This window comes from Kitasatospora sp. NPDC096204 (assembly GCF_044763205.1).
In the GTDB taxonomy this organism is placed as follows: Bacteria; Actinomycetota; Actinomycetes; order Streptomycetales; family Streptomycetaceae; genus Kitasatospora.
The window spans coordinates 164,050-187,759 of the sequence record NZ_JBIWFT010000010.1 but is presented as its reverse complement, the minus strand read 5'-3'; the positions used below and the strand labels follow the sequence as shown (position 1 = coordinate 187,759).

General features: G+C 72.8%; 18 protein-coding genes. 10 read left to right on the top strand and 8 right to left on the bottom strand.

Annotated elements, in window-relative coordinates; translation table 11 throughout:
- Window positions 1–2 precede the first annotated feature (2 nt).
- The 3 genes from ACIQ87_RS13750 to ACIQ87_RS13740 form a co-directional block, all read right to left on the bottom strand.
- Window positions 3–1,517 (bottom strand): exopolysaccharide biosynthesis polyprenyl glycosylphosphotransferase, encoded by a 1,515-nt coding sequence (locus ACIQ87_RS13750; RefSeq protein WP_402405729.1) that lies wholly within the window; start codon window positions 1,515–1,517, stop codon window positions 3–5.
- A gap of 396 nt (window positions 1,518–1,913) precedes the next feature.
- Complete coding sequence (locus tag ACIQ87_RS13745) at window positions 1,914–3,068, bottom strand: glycosyltransferase (protein ID WP_402405728.1); 1,155 nt, start codon at window positions 3,066–3,068, stop codon at window positions 1,914–1,916.
- 297 nt (window positions 3,069–3,365) lie between these two features.
- Window positions 3,366–3,806, bottom strand: coding sequence for an SRPBCC family protein (locus ACIQ87_RS13740; RefSeq protein WP_402405726.1), 441 nt, complete (start codon window positions 3,804–3,806; stop codon window positions 3,366–3,368).
- Window positions 3,807–3,897: 91 nt separating this feature from the next.
- On the opposite strand from ACIQ87_RS13740, the gene ACIQ87_RS13735 reads away from it, so the two are divergent.
- On the top strand, window positions 3,898–4,797 hold the full coding sequence (locus ACIQ87_RS13735; RefSeq protein WP_402405724.1) for a HipA family kinase: 900 nt from the start codon (window positions 3,898–3,900) through the stop codon (window positions 4,795–4,797).
- 309 nt (window positions 4,798–5,106) lie between these two features.
- Here ACIQ87_RS13735 and ACIQ87_RS13730 read toward each other — a convergent pair whose 3' ends face one another.
- The 3 genes from ACIQ87_RS13730 to ACIQ87_RS13720 form a co-directional block, all read right to left on the bottom strand.
- Window positions 5,107–6,591: a S8 family peptidase gene (locus ACIQ87_RS13730; RefSeq protein WP_402405722.1), complete on the bottom strand. Its 1,485-nt coding sequence runs from the start codon at window positions 6,589–6,591 to the stop codon at window positions 5,107–5,109.
- A gap of 254 nt (window positions 6,592–6,845) precedes the next feature.
- Window positions 6,846–7,964: an amidohydrolase family protein gene (locus tag ACIQ87_RS13725; protein WP_402405721.1), complete on the bottom strand. Its 1,119-nt coding sequence runs from the start codon at window positions 7,962–7,964 to the stop codon at window positions 6,846–6,848.
- Between the two features lie 3 nt (window positions 7,965–7,967).
- Window positions 7,968–9,431, bottom strand: a complete 1,464-nt coding sequence (locus tag ACIQ87_RS13720; protein WP_402405719.1) for a glutamine synthetase — start codon at window positions 9,429–9,431, stop codon at window positions 7,968–7,970.
- Window positions 9,432–9,969: 538 nt separating this feature from the next.
- Here ACIQ87_RS13720 and ACIQ87_RS13715 point away from each other — a divergent pair.
- The 9 genes from ACIQ87_RS13715 to ACIQ87_RS13675 all read left to right on the top strand — a co-directional run bounded on the left by ACIQ87_RS13715 (window position 9,970) and on the right by ACIQ87_RS13675 (window position 21,652).
- Window positions 9,970–11,745: a 3-hydroxyacyl-CoA dehydrogenase family protein gene (locus ACIQ87_RS13715; RefSeq protein WP_402405717.1), complete on the top strand. Its 1,776-nt coding sequence runs from the start codon at window positions 9,970–9,972 to the stop codon at window positions 11,743–11,745.
- A gap of 257 nt (window positions 11,746–12,002) precedes the next feature.
- Window positions 12,003–12,926, top strand: a complete 924-nt coding sequence (locus tag ACIQ87_RS13710) for a TetR family transcriptional regulator (protein WP_402405715.1) — start codon at window positions 12,003–12,005, stop codon at window positions 12,924–12,926.
- Window positions 12,927–13,294: 368 nt separating this feature from the next.
- Window positions 13,295–14,632 carry a crotonyl-CoA carboxylase/reductase gene (ccrA, locus tag ACIQ87_RS13705; RefSeq protein ID WP_402405713.1) on the top strand — a complete coding sequence of 446 codons (1,338 nt, stop codon included), beginning with the start codon at window positions 13,295–13,297 and terminating at the stop codon, window positions 14,630–14,632.
- Window positions 14,632–16,662 carry a protein meaA gene (locus ACIQ87_RS13700; RefSeq protein ID WP_402405711.1) on the top strand — a complete coding sequence of 677 codons (2,031 nt, stop codon included), beginning with the start codon at window positions 14,632–14,634 and terminating at the stop codon, window positions 16,660–16,662. Before ccrA ends, ACIQ87_RS13700 begins: the two co-directional genes overlap by 1 nt.
- A 42-nt stretch (window positions 16,663–16,704) precedes the next feature.
- The gene (locus ACIQ87_RS13695; protein WP_392878332.1) at window positions 16,705–17,667 is read left to right on the top strand and encodes an HpcH/HpaI aldolase/citrate lyase family protein; all 963 of its coding nucleotides are present in this window, start codon (window positions 16,705–16,707) and stop codon (window positions 17,665–17,667) included.
- Window positions 17,668–17,678: 11 nt separating this feature from the next.
- The gene (locus ACIQ87_RS13690) at window positions 17,679–18,182 is read left to right on the top strand and encodes a MaoC family dehydratase (protein WP_402405709.1); all 504 of its coding nucleotides are present in this window, start codon (window positions 17,679–17,681) and stop codon (window positions 18,180–18,182) included.
- A 222-nt stretch (window positions 18,183–18,404) separates the two neighbouring features.
- Entirely contained in the window at window positions 18,405–19,607 is a 1,203-nt protein-coding gene (locus ACIQ87_RS13685; protein ID WP_402405707.1) for an acyl-CoA dehydrogenase family protein, read from the top strand.
- A 487-nt stretch (window positions 19,608–20,094) separates the two neighbouring features.
- A complete protein-coding gene (locus ACIQ87_RS13680) occupies window positions 20,095–20,787 on the top strand; it encodes a phosphatidylserine decarboxylase (protein ID WP_402405705.1) in 693 nt (230 codons plus the stop codon).
- A complete protein-coding gene (locus tag ACIQ87_RS13675; protein WP_392913973.1) occupies window positions 20,774–21,652 on the top strand; it encodes a CDP-alcohol phosphatidyltransferase family protein in 879 nt (292 codons plus the stop codon). Before ACIQ87_RS13680 ends, ACIQ87_RS13675 begins: the two co-directional genes overlap by 14 nt.
- A 69-nt stretch (window positions 21,653–21,721) precedes the next feature.
- Here the strand turns inward: ACIQ87_RS13675 and ACIQ87_RS13670 are convergent, their stop codons facing one another.
- Both ACIQ87_RS13670 and ACIQ87_RS13665 read right to left on the bottom strand, forming a co-directional pair.
- On the bottom strand, window positions 21,722–21,847 hold the full coding sequence (locus ACIQ87_RS13670) for a hypothetical protein (RefSeq protein ID WP_402405704.1): 126 nt from the start codon (window positions 21,845–21,847) through the stop codon (window positions 21,722–21,724).
- Window positions 21,848–21,864: 17 nt separating this feature from the next.
- A complete protein-coding gene (locus tag ACIQ87_RS13665; protein ID WP_402405703.1) occupies window positions 21,865–23,190 on the bottom strand; it encodes a hypothetical protein in 1,326 nt (441 codons plus the stop codon).
- Window positions 23,191–23,710: the final 520 nt, after the last annotated feature.

Genomic DNA, 23,710 nt, shown 5'->3' with positions numbered 1-23,710 from the left:
GGTCAGCTCCCGTCCGGGTGGAGCATCAGGGCCGCGGTGCGGCACAGGATCTTGACGTCCTGCCAGAGGCTCCAGCTCTCGATGTAGCGGTTGTCGAAGCGGGCCCGGTCCTCGATGGAGGTGTCCCCGCGCAGGCCGTTGACCTGGGCCAGGCCGGTGAGGCCGACCGGGACCCGGTGGCGGTCGGCGTACTCGGGGTAGGCCTGGCCGAACCTCATGACGAAGTACGGCCGTTCGGGGCGGGGGCCGACCAGGCTCATGTCTCCGCGCAGGACGTTCCACAGCTGGGGCAGCTCGTCCAGCGAGCTCTTGCGCAGCAGCCGGCCGACGGCGCCCATCCGGTGGTCCTGGGCGATGTTCCAGCGGGTGGCGGACTCGTGCTCGTTGCTCGGGCGCAGGGTGCGGAACTTGAGGAGGGTGAAGACCCGGCCGTCCAGGCCGGTGCGCTGCTGGCGGAAGAGCACGCCGGGGCCGGTGTCGAAGCGGACGGCGAGGGCGCAGAGCGCCAGGACGGGGGCGAGCAGCAGCAGGCCGACCGCGGCGGCGGTGAGGTCCAGGGTGCGCTTGGCGATCCAGCCGGGGCGGCGGCGGGCGGGGCGGCCGACCCGCAGGCAGGGGAAACCCCACAGGTGGTCGCCACCGGTGACCGGGGTGACGGGCAGCGAGCCGTACTCCCGCAGGGCGGGCACCAGCCAGGCCTGGCAGCCGAGCCGCGTGGCCTCGCGCAGGGCGGCGGCGGTCTCGGCCTCGTCGGCGCCGCCGGCGGTGGCGATCACGTGCTGGACGCCGTGCCGGCGCACCTCGCGCTCCAGCGCCTCGCGGCCGCCGAGCACGGGCAGGTCGGTGTCGCCGGGCAGCAGCGGCGGGGCGGCGTCGAGGAAGCCGACCGGGCGCATCCCGTACTCGCCGTGCTCGCGCAGGACGGCGGCGACCCGGTGGCCGAGCCGGCCGGCGCCGAGCACCAGGACGGGGCTGGGGCGGCTGCGGCGGATCCGCCGGGCCAGGTGGTACAGGACGGCGCGGCCGGCGGCGGCGATCAGCAGCTGGGCGCCGAGCAGGAGGGTGAGCCTGGCCGGGCCGCAGTCGGGCCAGCGGCCGCCGAGGCAGCCGGACAGGGTGACGGCGAGGGCGGTGGCGATCACGGCCCTGGCGGCCAGTGCGGGCAGTTCGTCCAGGACGGAGAGGGTGAGGCGGGAGCGGTAGAGGCCGCCGGTGAGGTTGAGCAGGAGCAGCAGGGGCAGGACGGCGGGAACGCCGAGCAGCGGGTCGAGCGGGCCGGCCGGGTCGATGACGCGGCCGGCGATGCCGCCGGCGGAGCAGAGCGCGATGACGTCGGCCTGGACCAGGGCGAGCGACAGGGCCGGCCGGGGTCGGACCGTGCCACGGGACCGGCGCGGCGTGGGGACCGCCCGGTGGTGTGCCGCTCCCGCCGGACGGTCGAGCAGCCCGGTGCCGGGCCGGCGGGGGCCGGACAGGGGTCCGGCGGATCGCGGCAGACTGTCGTGGTCAATGGTCATCAGCGCACGATCTCCCCTGCTGTGTGCCCGGGGTGACGGTGCCCCGGCACCGGCTGGCGCGGGGCGGCCGTCCCGGCCCGGTGGGCGCGGTCCTGACAGCGCCTGCTGCCGCTGACGGCTTTCGGACGTCCGGTGGCGGGGCCGATCGCCGAGGGACCAATCACGAGGGAATCGGTCGCGCGGGGCTCTGCCGTGAATTCCCGGCATGGAATCTGAACGAAGCAGGCAAAATCCGACAATACAGAACCTGGCCTTACCGGACGGAAGTTGACTTGCCGTTTCATTCCAGCCGCCCAGTAATAGGTATTTCGGATTTGACTCCTCGCCTCCATATCCGGCCGAAGGCGCGAATACGACAACGCCGGAAACGACGGGCATTCACGGCATGTGAAACGATCAGATCCGCTCTGGGACACGGGCCCGGCGCCGCCCCGACGCCGGACCGGCACCCAGCAGGTGGCGGTAGAGGACGTCCACCTGTTCGACCACGGTGCGCACGTCGTGCCGGCCGACCACGTGGTCGCGCAGCCGCGCACCGCGCCGCTCGCATTCGATCGGATCCGACAGCGCGTCCCCCATTCGGGTGGCGAGGGCCCGCACGTCCTCGGACGGGACCACCGCGTGCGCGAGCTCGGACGGCGGCAGGCACTCCCGGGCCCCGGACACGTCGGTCAGCAGCACCGGGCGGGCGGCCGCCATCGCCTCCAGCGGGGCCAGCGCCATCCCCTCCCAGCGCGAGGGCAGCACCACCAGGTCGGCCGCCGCCAGCCACGGGCGGGGGTCCGGCACGTCCCCGACCAGCCGGACCCGGGCGGGCTCGGCGGTCCGCCTGACCAGCTCCGCGACCCGCTGCTCCTCCGGCCCGCCGCCGACCAGCGCCAGCCGGGCCCGCGGCACCCGGCGCAGCACCTCCGGCCAGGCGGCCAGCAGCACGTCCTGGCCCTTCTGCCGACACAGCCGCCCCACGCACACCGCGAGCGGGGCGTCCAGGTCCAGGCCGAGCGCGATCCGGGCGGCGCGGCGGTCGGCGGGCACGAAGTGGCGCACGTCCACGCCGTTGGGCACCACCGCCCAGTCGGCGTGCACCCCGGCCGCCACGCCGTCGGCCCGCTCCTGGACGCTGACGCACAGCAGCCGGTGCGACCAGCGGGCCGCGAAGCGCTCCCAGCGCAGGGTGGCGGCGGCGAGCGCGCCGTCGACGGCGGCGAAGGACCAGGCGTGCGGTTGGAAGACGGTCGGCACCGTGCCGCGCACCGCGAGCCGCCCGGCCAGTCCGGCCTTGGCGCTGTGCAGGTGGACCACGTCGGGCGCGGCGGCCCGGACGATCCGGCGCAGCCGCCAGGCCTCGGCGGGGGTGCCCGGGCCGGGCGAGCGCCGCGCGGGCCAGTCCTGGACCAGCGCGCCCACCGCGCCGGCCTCCTCGGCCAGCCGCCCGCCGCGCGGGCAGGCGACCATGACCCGGTGCCCGGCCTCCCGCTGGCCCCGGACCAGATCGGCGACGACGCGGGCGACCCCGCCGTCCACCGGTTGCGAAATGTGAAGGATCGTCATATGCACGGCGGCGAGCCTAGGGTGGCTCCCCGGTGCCGGGCGGCCCTCGTCACCCGCAGGTGGTGGTTCGGCCACCCGTACGGCTTTCGGCTCGTACGGGAGACCGAACCGCTCGAATTCCCGGGCGATTCGAGCGGTTCGATGGATCTAACCGCGCGAATCGCGCGGTTGGCGATTCCGCGGCCCCGGCGGACCGCGGACGATTCGACGGGCTCCAGTGGCCCCGATGGCCCCAGTGGGCCGTGGCGGCCGTGGCGGCCGTGGCGGCCTCGGTGGCCCCAGTGGGCCGCGGATGCCTCAGCGGACCTCGGCGGCGAGGTTGGCGAGCACCTGGTCGTGGATCCGGTTCAGGCCCTTCGGCGCGAAGGTGCGCTCGAAGAAGCCGCCGATGCCGGTCGCGCCCTGCCAGGTGGCCGTCACGGTGACCTTGGAGCGGCCCTCGCCGACGGCCGAGACGATCCAGGTGATCACCATGCTGGAGTTGGCGTCCTTCTCCACCAGCTGGTCCGGGGCGGGCGCTGAGACGGTGAACAGGCAGTCGCGCACCCGCTTCTCGGTGGCCTGGAGCCTCCAGTGCACCTGGGTGCCGGCGCCGGTGCCGCCGACCCGCACCTCGTACTCGCTGTACTGCGCGGGCAGCAGCTTCGGGCGGGTCACCTGGTAGTCGGCCAACGCCTCGTACACCCGCTCGGGGGCCGCGTCGTAGACCCGCTCGGTGGTGGCCTGCACCTGTCCCATGACCGTGCTCTCCTCGTGTGGTGGGAACCGCTCTGTCCGGCAAGCCAATCACAGGCTCACGGCCGCGACGCGGCGGGATAGGGTGGCCGGTGTGCTCGATCTGGTGACTGCTGTGCGCTATGTCGACCCGCTGCGGGCCGGAGGCTCCGTCCCCGGCGTGGTGGAGACCGACGACCTGGGAACGTACGTGGTCAAGTTCACCGGGGCCGCGCAGGGCCGCAAGGCGCTGATCGCCGAGGTGATCGTCGGCGAGCTGGCGCGGCGGCTGGGCCTGCGGGTGCCGGAGCTGCGGCTGGTGGACTTCGACCCGGCCGTCGCCGCGGACGAGCCGGACACCGAGATCCAGGACATGCTCAAGGCCAGCGCCGGCCTCAACCTCGGGATGGACCTGCTGCCCGGCGCGCGGGACTTCCGGCCGGGGATGATCACGGTGGACTCCGCCGAGGCCGGGCGGGTGGTCTGGCTGGACGCGCTGACCGGCAACGTCGACCGCACCGTCCACAACCCCAACCTGGTGGTCTGGCACGGGCGGCTCTGGCTGATCGACAACGGCGCCGCGCTGATCTTCCACCACCGCTGGGCAGGGGCCGAGGCGGCGGTCGGCAAGCGGTACGACCTCAGCGCCCACGCGCTGGGCGGCTCGGCCCCGGACGTCCGGCTGGCCGACGAGGAGCTCGGGCCGCTGGTCACCGTGCCGCTGCTGGAGGAGGTCGTGGCGCTGGTCCCGGACGAGTGGCTGGCCGGCGAGCCCGGCTTCGACTCGATGGATGCCGTCCGGCACGCCTACGTCACCCATCTGGCCGCCCGGGTGGTGCTCTCCGAGGCGTGGCTGCCGGAGGGGTTCGCCACGCCCGAGCAGCTGCTCGAGGCGGAGCGGCGGCGGGCGGCCCGGACCAGGGCGGGGCGGCCGGCCTGGCTGCAGGAGGTGCCGGACCTGCACGGCAAGCCGTCGGTGGAGACGGTCTGGGAGCACCACTTCGACGAGGGTTAGCCGGGCGCGGGCGGCCGGAGCGGCCCCGGGCGGCCGATGCGGCCCGGGTGTGGCGCGGGCGTGGCCCATGTATGGCGCGGGTGTGGCCCATGTGTGGCGCGGTCCGGGAGCGGTCGGAGCGTCGGTGATCGGTTGCGATCGGTCGACGATCCTGTCCGGCCGGTCAGCGGTCGGGTGCGAGCGGCCGGTCGGCGGTCGGGTGCGAGCGGCCGGTGCGGGAACGCGACCGGGGAGCGGGACCGTGTGGTCCCGCTCCCCGGTTCTACTGTTCGGAGTCGTCCGCGATCAGCGTGTCAGCGCGTCAGCGCGTCAGCGCCACCACTGGACCGCCTTCTCGGCGTTGATCAGGCCCGCGCCGTAGAAGCCGTTGTCGTCCGCGCCGCCCTCGCAGGTGGCCTTCCAGGTGCCGGCGCCACCCGGGTTGAACTCGCCGGTCGGGCACGGGACGGACTCGGCGTGGGTGGTCAGCAGCTCGGTCAGCTCGTCCGGGCTGGCCCACGGGAAGGTGCTGGCGAGCAGCGCGACCACGCCGGCGACGTGCGGGGTGGCCATCGAGGTGCCCTGCATGTAGCCGTACTTGCCACCGGGGATGGTGGACAGGATGCGGCCGTCCTTGTCCGGGGTGTTCGGGAACTGGAAGCGGCGGTCGCCACCCGGCGCGGTGACGGAGACGACGCCCTTGCCGTAGCTGGAGTAGTACGACTTCACGCCGTCGGAGCCCACCGCGGAGACGGCGATGACGCCGGGCAGCTCGGTCGGCAGCGACAGGCAGTCGTTGGTGACCGGGCGGGAGCCGGGGGTGGTGTCGTCCGGGCTGGCCACGTCGACGGTCTTGTGCGCCAGGTCGAGGTTCTCGTTGCCGGCGGCGGCGACGTTGAGGACGCCCTTGCGCTGCGAGAAGGCGACGGCCTTGCGGACGGCCTCGGAGATCGCGGCCTGGTCCTTGTCCGTCTTGCAGTTGAACATCCACGGGTCGACGAAGTAGCTGTTGTTCGTCACCTTGAAGCCGTGCTCGCCGGCCCAGACGAAGCCGCAGACCGCGTTCTCCGGGTAGATGAACCCGCCGTCGTCGACGACCTTGACGGCGGCCAGCTTCACGTTCGGCGCGACGCCGACGACGCCCTTGCCGTTCTTGGCGGCGGCGATGGTGCCGGCCACGTGGGTGCCGTGGTCGCTGGTGGTCGGCTGCCAGGCCTTCCAGTCGGTGTTCGTCTTGCCGTCGATGCAGGAGACCGACTGCGAGGCGTCCACGTTGGCGGCCAGGTCCTCGTGGGTGGCGTCGATGCCGGAGTCCAGCACGCCGACGGTGACGTTGCGGCTGCCCAGCGAGATCTTGTGGGCCTTGTCGGCACCGATCTGACGCATGTCCCACTGGTAGGCGTCGTAGGGCTCCTGGCCCGGGGCGGCCGCGGCGGCCGGCTCGGCGGCGACGTCGGCCTTGCCCTGGTCGGCGGCCTGGATGCCCTTGGTGCGGCTGGCGCCGACCGAGTCGACGCCCTTGGCCAGGCGCAGCTTCTCGGCGAACTTGGTGTCGTTCGAGCGGGCGACGACGACGCCGACCTGCTCGTACGACTGGACCACGGTGCCGCCGAGGCCGGTGATGGCCTTCTCGACCTTCTGCACCTGGCCGTGGTTGGCCTTGGTGTTGACGACGTAGCTCATCAGCGGACCGGTCGTCGAGTCGGCCGTGGGGGCCGCGACGGCGGTGCCGGCCGGCAGCGCGAGGGCGCCGGCGGTGGCGAGCACGACGCCCACCGCCGCATACCGGGTACGACTGATCCGAGGAACACGCATGAGGGTTGGCCTCCCGAGTCGTCAGGCGGCAGCTGCGATGGGCAGGTGCGCTTGGGAATGACCGGGACGCTAATGAATATTTGGTTATAAGCGCAAGGGGTAGTCATCTAATCGTCACATCTTGACCAGGAACCGGGGTTAAGCGCGCCCGGCGATCAACACAGGCAACAGAGGTCAAGAGTGTTAAAAAGTGATGGTTCGCCGACGTGCCGCCACACCCACCGCGACCTCGGCCACCAGCACGGATCGCACCCCTACAACGCGTACAACCGACGCGCGTTGCCGGACGCGACCGACCGCGCCAGCCGCTCGGCGTCGGCCGCGGAGCAGGCGCCGTCGGCCCGCCACTCCCCGAGCACCGCGGCCAGTCCGTACCGGAACTGACAGGTGCCCACCAAATAGAGCTCGGGCAGCCCGTACGCGTCGGTGGAGAACAGCAATTTTCCGAACGGGGCCAGTTCCAGCATCTCGCCCAGCACCGCGGCCACCCGCGGCCCGGTGTACGAGGCCGTCAGCCCGAGGTCGGTGTACACCGTCGGGAAGGCCTGGGCCAGCCAGGCGGCCTGCCGGTGGTACGGGTACCCGTGCAGCAGCACCAGCGGGACACCGCTGGGCTCGGCGGCCCGCACGAAGTCCGTCAGCAGGGACGGGTCCGCCCGGTGCAGGGTGAGGTCGGGATCGCCGAAGCCGGTGTGGAGTTGGAGTGGCAGGCCGAGCTCGGCGCAGACGTCCACCGCCGTCCAGAGCAGGTGGTGCAGCAGCACCCGGTCCGTCAGCCGGCCGCCCCCGCCGCGCAGGTGGGCGCCGGCCGCGGCCACCACGGCCGCGGTGGTTGGGCGTTCGGCGGGGGCGGCCAGGCCTCGCCGGTACGCGAGCACCGACTTGACCGCGACGGCCCCGGCGGCGGCCGAAGCGAGCGCCCCCGCGACGGCCCGCGGCCAGTCCTCGGCACCGCCCGCCACCGTCTCGGCGACCGACTCCAACCGGACCACCTCGCGCACCGACGCCCCGGTGGCCGCGGCGAGTTCGGGCAGCGGCAGCAGCGCGTGGCCCGCCGCGGTGGCCAGCCCGGTGTCCACCAGGCAGGTGTCCAGCCCGGCCGCCGCGAGCAGCCGCCCGGTGGCCTCGGCCGCGCCCAACTCCCGCCGCCGGGCCAGGTAGTCGGCGGCCGGGGCGTGCGCCGGCAGGCCGAGCGCGGGCGGGCACCAGCGCCGCACCGCGAGGCCCAGAGCGCTGTCGAAGGGCGAACAGCCGGGCGCGGGCGGGCGGTCCGACTCGGTGAGCAGCCCGGCCAGGGCGTCATCGGTGAGCTCGGCCGCCACCACGCTGTGGCAGTGGTGGTCGACCAGCGCGGGCCCCTCCGGCCGGGGCACCGCTCAGTACCGCCAGCGGGTGGCCGCGACCAGCTCCTCCGGCGTGGCGGCCGCGTACCGCTCCCGCTCCGCCCGGCGCACTGCCAGCACCGCCTGGTAGAGCGGCTCGCCGAGCGCCTCGCGCAGCACCGCGGAGCGCTCGTAGGCGGCGATGGCCTCGGCCGGGCTCGTCGGCAGCCTCGGCACCGTGCCGGGATCGGCGGCCGCTGGGTCCCCGGTGAACTCCGGTGGCAGCGCGCGGCGCTGGTCCAGCCCGGCGAGGCCGGCCGCGATCACGCCGCCGACCGCCAGGTACGGGTTGGCGCTCGCGTCGAAGCACTTGACCTCGGCGTTGGCGGCGGCGGACCGCTCCCCGGTGGAGCCCGTCACCAGGCGCAGCGCGGCCTCCCGGTTCTCCAGGCCCCAGCACTGGTAGGCGCCGGCCCAGTGCGAGGGCACCAGCCTCAGGTACCCGGCGGGGCTGGAGCAGCCCAGCACCAGCAGTTCGGGCAGCGCGTCGAGCACCCCGGCGAGGAAGCCCTCGGCCTCGGCGGTCAGGCCGTGCGGGCCGGGGCCACCGTGGCCGAGGTTGTGCCCGTCCCGCCAGAGGCTGATGTGCAGGTGCCCGCCGTTGCCGACGCCGCCGGTCTCGACCACCGGGGCGAAGGAGGCCCGCAGCCCGTGCCTGGCGGAGACGGCCCGGACGGTGTGCCGGACCAGGACGGAGGTGTCGGCGGCGGCGACCGGGTCCTCGGGGGCGACCGAGACCTCGAACTGGCCCGGGGAGTACTCGGGGTGGATCTGGAGGACGCTCAGCCCCTGTCGGCCGAGGGCGCGCAGGACGTCGCGCAGGTAGTCCGAGAGGTCGGTGAGGCGGTGCATCCCGTACGCCGGGCCGTGCGTCGGGTACTGCGGGTCCTCCTGTGGGGTGCCGGCCAGGGCGACCGTCCACTCCACCTCGATCCCCGCCTTGAGGCTCAGGCCGCGCGCGGCCGCCACGGCCCTGGCCCGGCGGGCGAACAGCCGCTGGCAGCCGGGGTGCGGGGTGCCGGCCTGGGTGTACCTGTCTCCCGGGGCCCAGGCCCAGCCGGGCTGGGCGGCCAGCGGCACGATCCGGTCGAGGTCCGGGTAGAGCCTGAGGTCCCCGGTGGGGCCGCCGATGATCGCACTGGTGGTGATCGTGTCGTCGGCGAGGAACACGTCGAAGCAGGGCGCGGTGCCGACGCCCCACTGCGCGGCGTGCACCAGGCCGCCGAGGGGCACGGCCTTGACCCGGGTGATGCCGGCGTTGTCCACCCAGGTGACGGCCACCGCCTCGACGGCGTCGGTGCGCAGCCGGTCGGCGGCCGCCTCGGCGCGCTCCGCCCGCTCGTCTCGCGGTGGCAGCGCGACGGCCGCCGTGGCGGCGGCGGCGAGCCGTTCGGCCGTGGCGGGCGGCTCGGCGGGGCCGGGCGCGGTGGGGCCGGCGGCGGCGGTTCGGGTGGTCATGTCCTCATGCTGCCCCGCCGACCGGGGTCGGGTAACTCCCCTATCGGGTGGTCCCGTTGGCAGCCGTGTTCGCCCGTTCACCCGTTCGGGGCGAGCCCGGCGACCGCCCCCCACGACTCCGGCGGGTTTCGCGGCTCCGAAGGGTTTTCCGCCCACGCCCTCTTCCTACTCGCGAGTAGCTTCGCTACAGTGGCCGGACACGCACCACCGCCGGGCTTCGGGAGCCGCACCGGCGGCAGGCCGCGGTCGCCGCTTCTCCGGCGCCCGCCCGGTGCGCTTTCACCGGCCGGTGCCGCGGACCGCGGCAGGCCGGGTTCTCCTCGTATCAGAGCCGCTTCCTTCACCTTCGAGCGCCTGAGCACCACGGCACATCCGCAGTTCGGCCGGAGCGGACCGGCCGCTGCCCGATGCGCCGACCCCGTCATCTCCCCAGCCCCGCGCGCGGACCCTCCTCCGGCGGCGGCCGCCCCGGCGTACCGGCACGGCGGCGTGCCCGCCGGAGCGCGCACGGGCCCTTCATGACTAGGAGTCAGGACAGATGGAGCGTCCCTTCCCCACTGTCGCCGTCGTCGGCCTCGGCACGATGGGTGCCGGCGTCGCGGTGGCGGTCGCCAAGAGCGGCCGCCGGGTGATCGGCATCGAGGCCACCGAGGACTCGGCCGCCCGGGCACTGGCCCGGATCGAGGAGGCCACCGCGCACGCGGTGGACCGGGAGCGGCTGACCGCCGAGGAGCGCACCGGGCTGCTGGCCCGGATCTCGGTCGGCCACGAGCTGGCGGCCGCCGCCGGGGCGGATCTGGTGATCGAGGAGGTTCCCGAGCAGCTGGAGCTGAAGCGGGAGGTCTTCGCCGAGCTGGACCGGATCTGCCCCGAGGACACGGTCCTGGCCACCGGCACCACCGCGCTGTCGGTAACCAGGATCGCCGCGGCGACCGCCCGTCCGGAGCGGGTGCTCGGCCTGCACTTCTTCAACCCGGTGCACGGGATGAAGCTGGTCGAGGTGGTTCGCACGGTGCTGACCTCCCCGCGGACCGCCGAGGACGCCGCCGAGTTCGCCCGCGACCTCGGCAAGGAGCCGGTGGCGGCCGGCGACCGGGCCGGCTTCGTGGTGAACGGCCTGCTGTTCGCCTACCTGAACCAGGCCGCCGCGATGTTCGAGTCCAAGTACGCCTCGCGGGAGGACATCGACGCCGCGATGCGGCTCGGCTGCGGCCTGCCGATGGGCCCGCTGGCGCTGCTCGACCTGATCGGCATCGACACCGCGCGCACCGTGCTGGAGGCGATGTACGAGCAGTCCCGGGACCGTCTGCACGCGCCCGCCCCGATCCTCGGCCAGCTGGTCGCGGCCGGGCTGCTGGGCCGCAAGACCGGGCGCGGCTTCTACACCTACGAGGCACCGGGCTCCTCCCGGGCGGTGGACGCGGCGACCGGGCCGGCCAGGCCCGGGGTGCCGGGGCGGCAGGTGCGCACCGTCGGCGTCTGCGGCTCGGGGACGATGGCCACCGGGATCGCCGAGGTGTTCGCCAAGGCCGGGCACCCGGTGCTGCTGGCGGCCCGCAGCCAGGAGAAGGCCGAGGCGGCCAAGGCGCAGCTGGCGAAGTCGCTGGAGCGTTCGGTGGCCAAGGGCCGGCTGTCCGCCGAGGCGCGGGACGCCGCACTGGCGCTGGTCACCCCGGTCGGGCAGTACGCCGAGCTGGCCGAGGTGGACCTGGTGGTCGAGGCGGTCGCCGAGGACCTGGCGGTCAAGCGGGAGCTGTTCGCCACCCTGGACAAGATCGTCCGGCCGGGCGCGGTGCTCGCCACCACCACCTCCTCGCTGCCGGTGATCAGCTGCGCGACCGCCACCTCACGGCCGCAGGACGTGATCGGCATGCACTTCTTCAACCCGGCCCCGGCGATGAAGCTGGTCGAGGTGGTCTCCACCGTGCTGACCGCGCCGGACGTCACCGCGACCGTGCTGGAGCTGACCGCCGCGGTCCGCAAGCACCCGGTGGAGTGCGGCGACCGGGCCGGCTTCATCGTCAACGCGCTGCTCTTCCCCTACCTGAACGACGCGGTGCGGATGCTCCAGGAGCACTACGCGACGGTGGACGACATCGACACCGCGATGAAGCTCGGCTGCGGCTACCCGATGGGCCCGTTCGAGCTGCTGGACGTGGTGGGCCTGGACGTCTCGCTGACCATCGAGCGGGTGCTGCACCAGGAGTTCCGCGAACCCGGCCTGGCCGCCGCGCCACTGCTGGAGCACCTGGTCGCGGCGGGCTGCCTGGGCCGCAAGACCGGCCGCGGCTTCCGCGACCACGCGCGCCGGTGACCACGCCGCAGGCCGGGGGCGGCCCGTACGAGACGCCGTACGGGGCCCCGCCGGCCGGACCGCTCGCCGCGCAGCCGTACGGGGCGCCGCCGCACGGATCCGCGGCCACCACGCCCTCCGCGGCGTCCGCGCGCCCCGGCTGGAGCCCCGGGACGGTGTCCTCGCACTGGCCCCGCCCGGCCGTGACCGGCCCGGTCGCGCCGGTGCGACGGGGAAGGGCCGCGGCCGCGCCGTCCGGGCCGTGTAGCGTTCCGGACATGGATCGGGTTCAGTCAACCTCCCCGCAGCACCCCACCGGGCCGCACGGCGGCGCCGACCGGACCGCCTCCTCGACCGGGGGCACCGGGCCGGAGGGCGGGCCGGGCAGCCGCCGGGCGGCGGCACAGCGCCAGCAGATGCGCCAGGACCTGGCCACGGCGGCGATGGAGCTGTTCGCCTCGCAGGGCTACGAGGAGACCACGGTCGACCAGATCGCGGCCGCCGCCGGGGTGGCCCGGCGCACCTTCTTCCGGTACTTCCGGTCCAAGGAGGAGGCGATCTTCCCGGACCACGACGACACCCTGGTCCGGGTGGCCGACCTGCTGGCCAGCGCGGAGCCGGAGGAGCACCCGCTGGACGTGGTCTGCCGCGGCATCAAGGAGGTGCTGCGGATGTACGCCTCCACCCCGGGGGTGTCGGTGGCGCGGTACCAGCTGATCCGTCAGGTCCCGGCGCTGCGCGAGCGGGAGATCGCCGTGGTGGCCCGCTACGAGCGGCTGTTCACCCGCTACCTGCTGGGGCGCTTCGACACCGGCGAGTCCATCCCGTCCGGCTGGCAGCGGGGCGGCGAGGACGACTCGATGCTGGCCGAGGTCTCGGCGGCGGCGGTGGTCGCGGCGCACAACCACGTGCTGCGGCGCTGGCTGCGGGCCGGTGGCCGGGGCGACGTGGAGGCGCAGCTGGACCACTCCTTCGAGGTGATCCGGCGGACCTTCTGGGCCTCCAGCGCACCGGGTGCCAGACGCCGGGGCTCACTGGTGGCACCGGGTGCCAATGGGACCTCCGGGGACACCGGGGCACAGAGCGCACTGAGTGCCAGCCCCGGGGGTGAGGTGCTCATCACAGTCGCCCGGACGGACGCTCCACTGGACGTCGTGGTGGACAGCATCCGGGCCGCGCTGAGTGGCGCCCGGGAGTCGTAGACGCGGTATTCACGCAGGTCAGAGCTCTACACCGGGCCCGCGCCGACCGATCGGCGCGGGCCCTTCGCATGCCCGCTCAACGCGCGTCACGCAGCTCCGAAGGCCGCCCGAATTCGTGACACCCGGTGTCTTTACGAGTGGCACAGGGTGCCACTACCTTGTTACCCACCAGTCGCGGCGCCGCGGCTCCCCACCTCGGCGCGCCGTCGTCCGGCGTTCCCACACCCCGGGAGCAGAGCCAGCACGGCCCGGTCCACCCGGGCGCCCAGCCTGACCCGCCCACCACCCACCTCAGCGAAGCCGGTGTCCGCTCCCGGCTCCCCCAGACGCCCTGTGCCCCTCACACAGGTACGCCTTCGGAGGCAGCCATGCAGGAAATCCTCGACGCGATCCTCAGCACCGACAGCACGTCGGCGGACTTCGCGGCGATCAAGCTCCCCGAGTCCTACCGAGCGGTGACGCTCCACAAGGACGAGGAGCAGCTGTTCGCCGGCCTCGACAGCCGCGACAAGGACCCCCGCAAGTCCCTTCACCTCGACGAGGTGGCCCTGCCCGAGCTGGGCCCCGGCGAGGCCCTGGTCGCCGTCATGGCCAGTGCGGTGAACTACAACACCGTCTGGAGCTCGATCTTCGAACCGGTCTCCACCTTCGGCTTCCTGGAGCGCTACGGCCGGCTGTCGCCGCTGACGAAGCGCCACGACCTGCCGTACCACGTCGTCGGCTCCGACCTCGCCGGCGTGGTGCTGCGCACCGGCGCCGGGGTCAACGCCTGGAAGCCGGGCGACGAGGTCGTCGCGCACTGCCTCTCGGTCGAGCTGGAGTCCGCGGACGGCCACAACGACACGATGATGGACCCGGAGCAGCGCATCTGGGGCTTCGAGACCAACTTCGGCGGCCTGGCCCAGCTGGCCCTGGTGAAGACCAACCAGCTGCTGCCCAAGCCCAAGCACCTCACCTGGGAGGAGGCCGCCTCCCCGGGCCTGGTCAACTCCACCGCCTACCGCCAGCTGGTCTCGCGCAACGGCGCCGGCATGAAGCAGGGCGACAACGTGCTGATCTGGGGCGCCAGCGGCGGCCTCGGCTCGTACGCCACCCAGTACGCGCTGGCCGGCGGCGCCACCCCGATCTGCGTGGTCTCCAGCGACCAGAAGGCCGAGATCTGCCGCGCCATGGGCGCCGAGGCGATCATCGACCGCTCCGCCGAGGGCTACCGGTTCTGGAAGGACGAGAACACCCAGGACCCGCGCGAGTGGAAGCGCCTGGGCTCGAAGATCCGCGAGTTCACCGGCGGCGAGGACGTGGACATCGTCTTCGAGCACCCGGGCCGGGAGACGTTCGGCGCCTCGGTGTACGTCACCCGCAAGGGTGGCACCATCGTCACCTGCGCCTCCACCTCCGGCTACATGCACCAGTACGACAACCGGTACCTGTGGATGTCGCTCAAGCGGATCGTCGGCTCGCACTTCGCCAACTACCGCGAGGCCTTCGAGGCCAACCGCCTGATCGCCAAGGGCAGGATCCACCCGACCCTCTCCAAGGTCTACTCCCTGGAGGAGACCGGCCAGGCCGCCCTGGACGTGCACCACAACAAGCACCAGGGCAAGGTCGGCGTGCTCTGCCTGTCCCCCGAGGAGGGCCTGGGCGTGACCGACCACGAGCTGCGGGAGAAGCACCTGCCCGCCATCAACCGCTTCAGGAACGTCTGATGACCGAGCCCCAGAAGCGCGACCGCCCCTGGCTGATGCGCACCTACGCCGGCCACTCCACCGCGAGCGACTCCAACGCCCTCTACCGGCGGAACCTGGCGAAGGGCCAGACCGGCCTGTCCGTCGCCTTCGACCTGCCGACCCAGACCGGCTACGACTCCGACCACGTCCTCGCCCGCGGCGAGGTCGGCCGGGTCGGCGTCCCGGTGGGCCACGTCGGGGACATGCGCACCCTGTTCGACGGCATCCCGCTCGAACGGACCAACACGTCGATGACGATCAACGCCACCGCCATGTGGCTGCTGGCGCTCTACCAGGTGGTCGCCGAGGAGCAGGGCGCGGACATCGCCACGCTCACCGGCACCACCCAGAACGACATCGTCAAGGAGTACCTGTCGCGCGGGACGCACGTCTTCCCGCCCGGCCCGTCCGTGCGGCTGATCACCGACATGATCGCCTACACGGTCGGCAACATCCCCAAGTGGAACCCGATCAACATCTGCAGCTACCACCTGCAGGAGGCCGGCGCCACCCCCGTCCAGGAGATCGCCTACGCGATGTGCACCGCCATCTCGGTGCTCGACGCGGTGCGCGACTCCGGCCAGGTGCCGGCCGAGCGGATGGGCGAGGTGGTCGCCCGGATCTCCTTCTTCGTGAACGCCGGGGTGCGCTTCGTCGAGGAGATGTGCAAGATGCGCGCCTTCGCCCGGCTGTGGGAGAAGGTCACCCTGGAGCGCTACGGCGTCACCGACCCCAAGCAGCGCCGCTTCCGCTACGGCGTCCAGGTCAACTCGCTTGGCCTGACCGAGGCCCAGCCGGAGAACAACGTCCAGCGGATCGTCCTGGAGATGCTGGCCGTCACCCTCTCCAAGGACGCCCGCGCCCGGGCCGTCCAGCTGCCCGCCTGGAACGAGGCGCTCGGCCTGCCCAGGCCCTGGGACCAGCAGTGGTCGCTGCGCATCCAGCAGGTGCTGGCGTACGAGTCGGACCTCCTGGAGTACGGCGACATCTTCAACGGCTCCGAGGTGGTCGAGGCCAAGACCGAGGAGCTGCTGGCCGGCGCCGAGGCCGAGATCGCCAAGGTGCTGGAGATGGGCGGGGTGATTCCCGCCGTCGAATCCGGCTACCTGAAGTCCAACCTGGTCGCCTCGCACGCCGCCCGCCGGGCCCGGATCGAGTCCGGCGAGGACAAGATCGTCGGGGTGAACTGCTTCGACACCACCGAGCCGAGCCCGCTCACCGCCGACCTCGACAGCGCGATCATGGTGGTCGACCCGGCCTCCGAGCAGTCCGTGCTCGCCGCCCTGGAGGCCTGGCGCGCCGAGCGCGACGAGGCCGCCGTCCAGGAGTCGCTGGCCGAGCTCAAGACCGTCGCCGCCACCGAGGCCAACCTGATGCCGGCCACGCTCGCCTGCGCCCGGGCCGGCGTCACCACCGGCGAGTGGGCCTTCGCCCTGCGCGAGGTGTTCGGCGAGTACCGCGCGCCCACCGGCGTCGGCGGCGCCCCCGTCGCGGTGGCCGCCGAGCCGGGCGGCGAGCTGGAGCAGGTCCGCGCCGCGGTCGCCGCGACCGCCGAGGAGCTGGGCGCCGGCAAGCTGCGCCTGCTGGTCGGCAAGCCCGGCCTGGACGGGCACTCCAACGGCGCCGAGCAGATCGCCGTCCGGGCCCGCGACGCCGGGTTCGAGGTGGTCTACCAGGGCATCCGGCTGACCCCGGAGCAGATCGTCTCCGCCGCCGTCGCGGAGGACGTGCACTGCGTGGGCCTGTCCATCCTCTCCGGCGCGCACAGCGAGCTGGTGCCCGACGTGCTGACGCGGCTGCGCCGCACCGGGGTGGAGGATGTCCCGGTGATCGTGGGTGGCATCATCCCGGCAGCGGACGGCGAGGCCCTCAAGGCCGCCGGCGTCGCCGCCGTGTTCACCCCGAAGGACTTCGGCATCACGACCATCATCGGCCGGATCGTGGACGAGATCCGGCTGGCCAACAAACTCCAGCCGTGGACGCCCGCACCGACCACGGCCACGAACTGACCAGCTGACCAGCTGACCACTGGGAAGGAACCCTCGATTCTTATGACTGCAGTCAACCGTCTGCGCCCGCGCCGCTCCTGCCTCGCGGTGCCCGGCAGCAACCCGCGTTTCCTGGAGAAGGCCCAGGGCCTGCCGGCCGACCAGGTCTTCCTCGACCTGGAGGACGCCTGCGCCCCGCTGGTCAAGGAGAGCGCGCGCCACAACATCGTCGACGCACTCAACAACGGCGACTGGGGCGGCAAGACCCGCGTCGTACGGGTGAACGACTGGACCACGCACTGGACCTACCGCGACGTGATCACCGTCGTCGAGGGCGCCGGCACCAACCTCGACTGCATCATGCTGCCCAAGGTGCAGGACGCCGAGCAGGTCAAGGCGCTCGACCTGCTGCTCACCCAGATCGAGAAGACCATGGGCTTCGAGGTCGGCCGCATCGGCATCGAGGCGCAGATCGAGAACGCCAAGGGCCTGATCAACGTCGACGCCATCGCCGAGGCCTCGCCCCGGCTGGAGACCATCATCTTCGGCCCCGCCGACTTCATGGCCTCCATCAACATGAAGTCGCTGGTCGTCGGTGAGCAGCCGCCCGGCTACGGCGCCGACGCCTACCACTACATCCTGATGCGAATCCTGATGGCCGCCCGCGCCAACGACCTCCAGGCGATCGACGGCCCCTACCTCCAGATCCGCAACCAGGAGGGCTACCGCGAGGTCGCCCGCCGCTCGGCCGCCCTCGGCTTCGACGGCAAGTGGGTGCTCCACCCGGACCAGGTCTCCGCCGCGAACGAGATCTACTCGCCCGCCCAGGAGGACTACGACCACGCCGAGCTGATCCTCGACGCGTACGACTACTGCACCTCCGAGGCGGGCGGCGCCAAGGGCTCCGCGATGCTCGGCGACGAGATGATCGACGAGGCCAGCCGCAAGATGGCGCTCGTCATCGCCGGCAAGGGCCGGGCCGCGGGCATGCAGCGCACCACCAAGTTCGAGATCCCGGAAAGCTGAGGACCCACGCCATGCAGTTCGGACGGACCTACGAGGAGTTCAAGGTCGGCGCGGTCTACAAGCACTGGCCCGGCAAGACGGTCACCGAGTACGACGACCACCTCTTCTGCCTGCTCACCATGAACCACCACCCGCTCCACATGGACACCAACTATGCGGAGAAGACGACGGACTTCGGCAAGAACGTCGTGGTGGGCAACTACATCTACTCGCTGCTGCTCGGCATGTCCGTCCCGGACGTCTCAGGCAAGGCGATCGCCAACCTGGAGATCGAGTCGCTGCGCCACGTCGCGCCGACCTTCCACGGCGACACCATCTACGGCGAGACCACCGTGCTCGACAAGTGGCCGTCCAAGTCCAAGGACGACCGCGGCATCGTGTACGTCGAGACCAAGGGGTACAAGCAGGACGGCACGGTCGTCTGCGTCTTCCGCCGCAAGGTGATGGTGCCGACCGAGACGTACACCAAGGAGCGCGGCGGCGAGCAGCCCGGCCGTCCGACCCCGCTCGCCTGAGCCGCTCCCCCTTCCCTGGTCCACCTCTCCCCTTTATAGGGGGCCCTCCTTCCGGGGCGGGCTCCCTCGAGAGACCCCGGACGGGCAGGCCGCCGTCATCGGCCGCGCCCCACCCGGTACGGGGGCCCTGCTGCCGCAGCCACGCCGGCAGGGCCCCCGCAATCCCCCCCCCCGGGGATTCCCCGACTTTCCGCAGACCCTCAGACCTTTCGGAGCCGCACGATGGGACGCCTCGCACAGACCGACGGCCTCACCGAGATCCAGCGGGACATCCTCGCCACCGTGCGGGATTTCGTCGACAAGGAGATCATTCCGGTCGCGACCGAGCTGGAGCACAAGGACGAGTACCCGACCGCCATCGTCGAGGGGATGAAGCAGCTCGGCCTGTTCGGCCTCACCATCCCCGAGGAGTACGGCGGCCTCGGCGAGTCGCTGCTCACCTACGCCCTGGTGGTCGAGGAGATCGCCCGCGGCTGGATGTCCGTCTCCGGCATCGTGAACACCCACTTCATCGTGGCGCACATGATCAACGCCCACGGCACCCAGGAGCAGAAGGACTACTTCCTGCCGAAGATGGCGGCCGGCGAGATCCGCGGTGCCTTCTCGATGTCCGAGCCGGGCCTCGGCTCCGACGTTTCGGCCATCTCCACCAAGGGCGTCAAGGACGGGGACTTCTACGTCCTCAACGGCCAGAAGATGTGGCTCACCAACGGCGGCACCTCCACCCTCGTCGCGGTCCTCTGCAAGACCGACGAGGGCGGCAACACCCCGTACAAGAACATGACCACCTTCCTGATCGAGAAGGAGGCCGGTTTCGGCCCGAACCCCAGGGTTCCCGGCCTGACCGTGCCCGGCAAGATCGAGAAGATGGGCTACAAGGGCGTCGACACCACCGAGCTGGTCCTCCAGGACGTCCGCATCCCGGCCGACCGCGTCCTCGGCGGCGTCCCGGGCCGCGGCTTCTACCAGATGATGGACGGCGTCGAGGTCGGCCGCGTCAACGTCGCCGCCCGCGGCTGCGGCGTCGCCCGCCGCGCCTTCGAGCTCGGCATCTCCTATGCCCAGCAGCGCTCCACCTTCGGCAAGAAGATCGCCGAGCACCAGGCGATCCAGTTCAAGCTCGCCGAGATGGCCACCAAGGTCGAGGCCGCCCACCAGATGATGGTCATGGCCGCCCGGAAAAAGGACAGCGGCGAGCGCAACGACCTCGAGGCCGGCATGGCCAAGTACCTCGCCTCCGAGTACTGCAAGGAGGTCGTCGAGGACGCCTTCCGCATCCACGGCGGCTACGGCTTCTCCAAGGAGTACGAGATCGAGCGCCTCTACCGCGAGGCCCCGATGCTGCTCATCGGTGAAGGTACTGCGGAGATCCAGAAGATGATCGTCGGACGCCGGCTCCTGGAGGAGTACCGGATCGCCGACTGATCCCCGGGCCGCCCGCCGACGGACCACATCGCCGGGCGGCCCCTCGAACCGCCGGTCGACGGGCGTGCGGGCCCGTACCGGCGGAGCGCCGTGCCCCGTCACGGGCCCGGCCTGGTCCGCCTGGGTCCGGCACGGCCCTCCCGAAGCGGCCGCAGGGCGTACAGCTGCAACGACGCGCCCTGCGGCCGCTTCCGCACACCCGCTTCCGGCCGCCACGGCCGTTTCGCCCGACGGGTTCCTTCGGCGTACCCGTTGAGACAAGAGTCACCAGCCCTGTCCGGTCCCTTGGGAACCGGACCGGGTCGAGCTACGGTCGTAGGGGTGGACGCGCACACGCGCCGCCACCGGACACGTGAACGAGCAGGCGGGTTGCCCACCCACCGTGTGCTCCCGATAGCATCCACCGGGACAGCAAGCCGTCCCTCTATTACCGATCCCGCGGTGGCCCCCGTCCAGCGGCCATGATCCCCCGCGACAAAGGTCTTCGATGCCCATCAGCCCGTCCCCTCACACCTCCGTCACGGACCGCGATGCCCTCGCAGCCCCGACGGCCGGTCGGCGACCCCGCGTGACCATCGCGCGCGGAGCCACCCCCTGGTTCGTCCCCACCCTCGCCACGGCCGCCGTGACCACCGCCCTCACCCGGCGCAGCGGCAAGTGGGCCCTGGCGGCGGTACCCGCCTGCGCGCTCAGCGCGGGCATGCTGTGGTTCTTCCGCGACCCCGAGCGTGAGGTCGGCACGGGCAGAGTGATCTCCCCCGCCGACGGCGTGGTGCAGAGCATCGACGCCTGGCCGGACGGCCGCACCCGGGTCGCGATCTTCATGAGCCCGCTGAACGTCCACGTCAACCGCGCGCCCCTGCCGGGCACGGTGACGTCGGTCGAGCACGTCGCGGGCGGCTTCGTCCCCGCGTTCAACAAGGACAGCGACCAGAACGAGCGGGTCGTCTGGCACTTCGACACCGAGCTCGGCGACATCGAGATGGTCCAGATCGCGGGGGCCGTGGCCCGCCGCATCGTGCCGTACGTGGACGCCGGAACCAAGGTCGAGCAGGGCGACCGGATCGGCCTGATCCGGTTCGGGTCCCGGGTCGACACCTACCTGCCGGCCGGCGTCGAGGTCGGCGTCGAGGTCGGCCAGAAAACCACAGCCGGGGTGACGCGCCTTGACCGTGACTGATCCTGAAACAATCGTCGGCCTGGACGACGAGGAGACGGCCCTGCGCCGCCGCCGCTGGGCGCGCGACCGCGAGCTGCGCGCCCCGCGCTCTCCTCAGCACCTGTCCACCGCCGACTTCCTGACCCTGGGGAACGCCGTCTGCGGCTTCCTGGCGATCTACTCGATCACCACCGGGGTCCTGGTCCCGCACATCACCAACCCGGACGCCGCTCCGGACCGGCACAGCGCCGCCACCGCGGTGACGCTGCTGCTGATCGGCTCGATGTGCGACCTCTTCGACGGCCTGGTGGCGCGCAAGCTGCGCTCGTCCGCCCTCGGAGCGGAACTGGACAACCTGGCGGACCTGATCAGCTTCGGCATCGCGCCGGCCTATTTCGTCGCGGTCTGGGGCATGGTCTCGCAGGGGTCCAACACCAAGCTTTCGGCGCTCATCGCGATCACGGTGCTGCTCGCGGTGGTCCTACGGCTGGCCCGCTTCTCGGCCGTCAAGATGCGGCCAGGGGTGTTCCAGGGCATGCCCTGCCCGATGGGCGCGATGACGGTGATCGCCATCGTGCTGCTCGACCCGCCGTTCCTGCCCGGTCTGCTCGCCATCTTCGGCGCCGCGTACCTGATGGTCAGCCGGATCGAGTACCCGAAGCCGCAGGGCCTGCTGGCCACCGCCACGCTCTGCTGGATCGTGGTCTCCATCGGCTGCCTGGCCGCCTGGGCCACCGGACTGCCCGGTGGCGACAACCTGATGCACGTCGGCGCGTTCGCCCAGATCACGCTCGCCGCGATGGCGCCGCTGCTGGTCATCCGCCGCAAGGTGGGGCAGAAGGTCGGCGACGTCCGCGCCCGGCGGGCTGAGTCTCGGATCGGCTGATTCCCCGCAGAAGTCATAAGAGTCAGGGCCCGGAACCAACAGGTTCCGGGCCCTGACTCTTATGACTTTTCACGACAGTCGAACGCCGCGGGTGCGGGCGCCCAAGGCGCGGTCGGTGCTGGCGACGACGTGAACGACGCAGGCGCGGTCGGTGCTGACGACGGAGCCGCCGTCGCCGTGGACGACGAACTCCATCTCAAATGTCATAAAAATCAGGCGCCACCGGTGTGCACGCTGAACGCCGAACGACGGGCCGCCCGGGCCACGCCCGGGTCCGGGTGCACGCCCGAGACCGCCGTCAGCACCGAGGCCGCCCGCGGGTGCCCGGACTGCCGGGCCCGGGCGAACAGCCGCACCGGGTCGCCCGCCGAGGCGCCCTCGACGTGGCCCACCAGCAACTCGGTCTCCCCGTGGTCGAGCACTGCGGCCGCGGTGTCCACCCAGAGCCAGGCCGCATCCTCCGCACCCAGCACGTCCGCCGGGGAGACGCCCTCGTCCGCGCGCTCCGCCAGCCACAGCAGCGCGTAGGGGCGCAACACCGGCGCGTCCACCGCCGCGCGCACCGCCTGCTCGGCCGGCCCCCCGGCCACCCGCAACGCCTCGAAGGCCAGCCCGCGCACCAGCGCGTCGTCGCCCCGGGCGGCCTCCAGCAGCTCGCCCACCGCGCGGTCGGCCGGACGAGCCGCGACCCAGGCGCGGAACTCGGCGCGGGCCGGGCCCGGCGAGTAGTCGGCGCAGGCGTTCAACAGTTCGAAGGCACTCTGCTCGATGTGCCCGGCCGCGGTCTGGGCGACCGTGCAGATCTCCTCCAGCTTGGCCCGCACCGCCCAGTGGCCGAGCGGCGACAGCTCCGCGGCATCGTTCCTGCGCACCAGGGCGCCGACCGCCGCCAGGCCGTCCAGCATCCAGTCCAGGACGGCGGCCACGTCCGAGGGCGCGGCCGGGGTGTCGATCTGCGGCGCGCGGCAGGTGCCGCGGACGGCGGAGACGGCCGAGGCCGCGTGCGGCACCGGCGACAGGCCCGGCCCGCCGAGGCCCGCGCCGACCCGGCGCTCGTCCAGCCCGCGGCGCAGCAGCTCCAGCAGCTCGCTCTCGGCGACCGGGCCGTCCACCAGGTGCAGGAAGGAGAGCAGCTGCGGGGCCTGGTCCACGGCCTGCCCGGCGAGTACGGCGAACACGCCGCGCAGCGCGGCGGGCGGCACCGGGGCGAGGAGGGTCCAGGCGTCGAACAGCGCCGACCAGCCGCGCACCACGGCCTCGTCGTCGTGCTCCCAGGCGTGCAGGCGCCAGCCGGGGCCGGCTCCGCCGTCCCGGGCCTCGACCAGACCCACCAGCAGCGCCCGACCCCATGCCTTGGTGGCGGCGCCGACCGTCATGGCCAGCGCCCGGCCCGCCGCACGGGCGTCCTCCGGGAGCAGCTCGCCGCGCTTGTCGACCTCGGCCAGCTCGCCGGCCCAGCGGGCGACCCGGACGGCGTCCACCAGCATCCGGCGGGCCAGCGGCGCCAGCTCGGCGGGTGCCGGGAAGCCCTCCGGCACGGGAACCCGACCCCGCCCGGGAGCCGGAGCCGGTCCCCGTCGCCGGGGTACTCCGTTACGGGGGACACCCGCCCCGCCCGGCCTGCCACCGGCGGGCCGTTGGGCCGTTCCGGGGAGACGGGTCACCGTCGCACCGGTACCGATCGTCGGCGGGAGCGGGGCATCACGGTCGCGCGGGTTCCGAGACGTCACGTCGAGCAGTCTTCCCCTTGTACCGGCCTTCTGTCACATCCGGTTGTCCGTACGACCGGGCGAGCGGCGGTGGCACCTCCGCAAGATCGGGCAACAGCGGCAAACCGCCTGGCCGGAATCGTATGGCCTGCCCATGCCATCCCGGGCGCCCCGGTTGCCGGGAATGCTCGACCGGTCACCGTGCGTACGGGTGGGGGGTAAGAGCCCGGGCCAATTCTTGCCCCTGACGACGGGCCGGATTTCGCGCGGGCAATCCCCTCCCCCGACATCCGGCCGGGCTGTCCAGCCCGAATCCGGACGGATGGAGGGCGGGGGCGGGGGATCGTGC

What these genes read in the sequence shown, in the direction of transcription:
- ACIQ87_RS13750 (WP_402405729.1), bottom strand. Translation starts at nt 1,517, where the DNA reads ATGACCATTGACCACGACAGTCTGCCGCGATCCGCCGGACCCCTGTCC.
- ACIQ87_RS13745 (WP_402405728.1), bottom strand. Translation starts at nt 3,068, where the DNA reads ATGACGATCCTTCACATTTCGCAACCGGTGGACGGCGGGGTCGCCCGC.
- ACIQ87_RS13740 (WP_402405726.1), bottom strand. Translation starts at nt 3,806, where the DNA reads ATGGGACAGGTGCAGGCCACCACCGAGCGGGTCTACGACGCGGCCCCC.
- ACIQ87_RS13730 (WP_402405722.1), bottom strand. Translation starts at nt 6,591, where the DNA reads ATGCGTGTTCCTCGGATCAGTCGTACCCGGTATGCGGCGGTGGGCGTC.
- ACIQ87_RS13720 (WP_402405719.1), bottom strand. Translation starts at nt 9,431, where the DNA reads ATGACCACCCGAACCGCCGCCGCCGGCCCCACCGCGCCCGGCCCCGCC.
- ACIQ87_RS13715 (WP_402405717.1), top strand. Translation starts at nt 9,970, where the DNA reads ATGGAGCGTCCCTTCCCCACTGTCGCCGTCGTCGGCCTCGGCACGATG.
- ACIQ87_RS13710 (WP_402405715.1), top strand. Translation starts at nt 12,003, where the DNA reads ATGGATCGGGTTCAGTCAACCTCCCCGCAGCACCCCACCGGGCCGCAC.
- ccrA (WP_402405713.1), top strand. Translation starts at nt 13,295, where the DNA reads ATGCAGGAAATCCTCGACGCGATCCTCAGCACCGACAGCACGTCGGCG.
- ACIQ87_RS13700 (WP_402405711.1), top strand. Translation starts at nt 14,632, where the DNA reads ATGACCGAGCCCCAGAAGCGCGACCGCCCCTGGCTGATGCGCACCTAC.
- ACIQ87_RS13695 (WP_392878332.1), top strand. Translation starts at nt 16,705, where the DNA reads ATGACTGCAGTCAACCGTCTGCGCCCGCGCCGCTCCTGCCTCGCGGTG.
- ACIQ87_RS13690 (WP_402405709.1), top strand. Translation starts at nt 17,679, where the DNA reads ATGCAGTTCGGACGGACCTACGAGGAGTTCAAGGTCGGCGCGGTCTAC.
- ACIQ87_RS13685 (WP_402405707.1), top strand. Translation starts at nt 18,405, where the DNA reads ATGGGACGCCTCGCACAGACCGACGGCCTCACCGAGATCCAGCGGGAC.
- ACIQ87_RS13680 (WP_402405705.1), top strand. Translation starts at nt 20,095, where the DNA reads ATGCCCATCAGCCCGTCCCCTCACACCTCCGTCACGGACCGCGATGCC.
- ACIQ87_RS13670 (WP_402405704.1), bottom strand. Translation starts at nt 21,847, where the DNA reads ATGGAGTTCGTCGTCCACGGCGACGGCGGCTCCGTCGTCAGCACCGAC.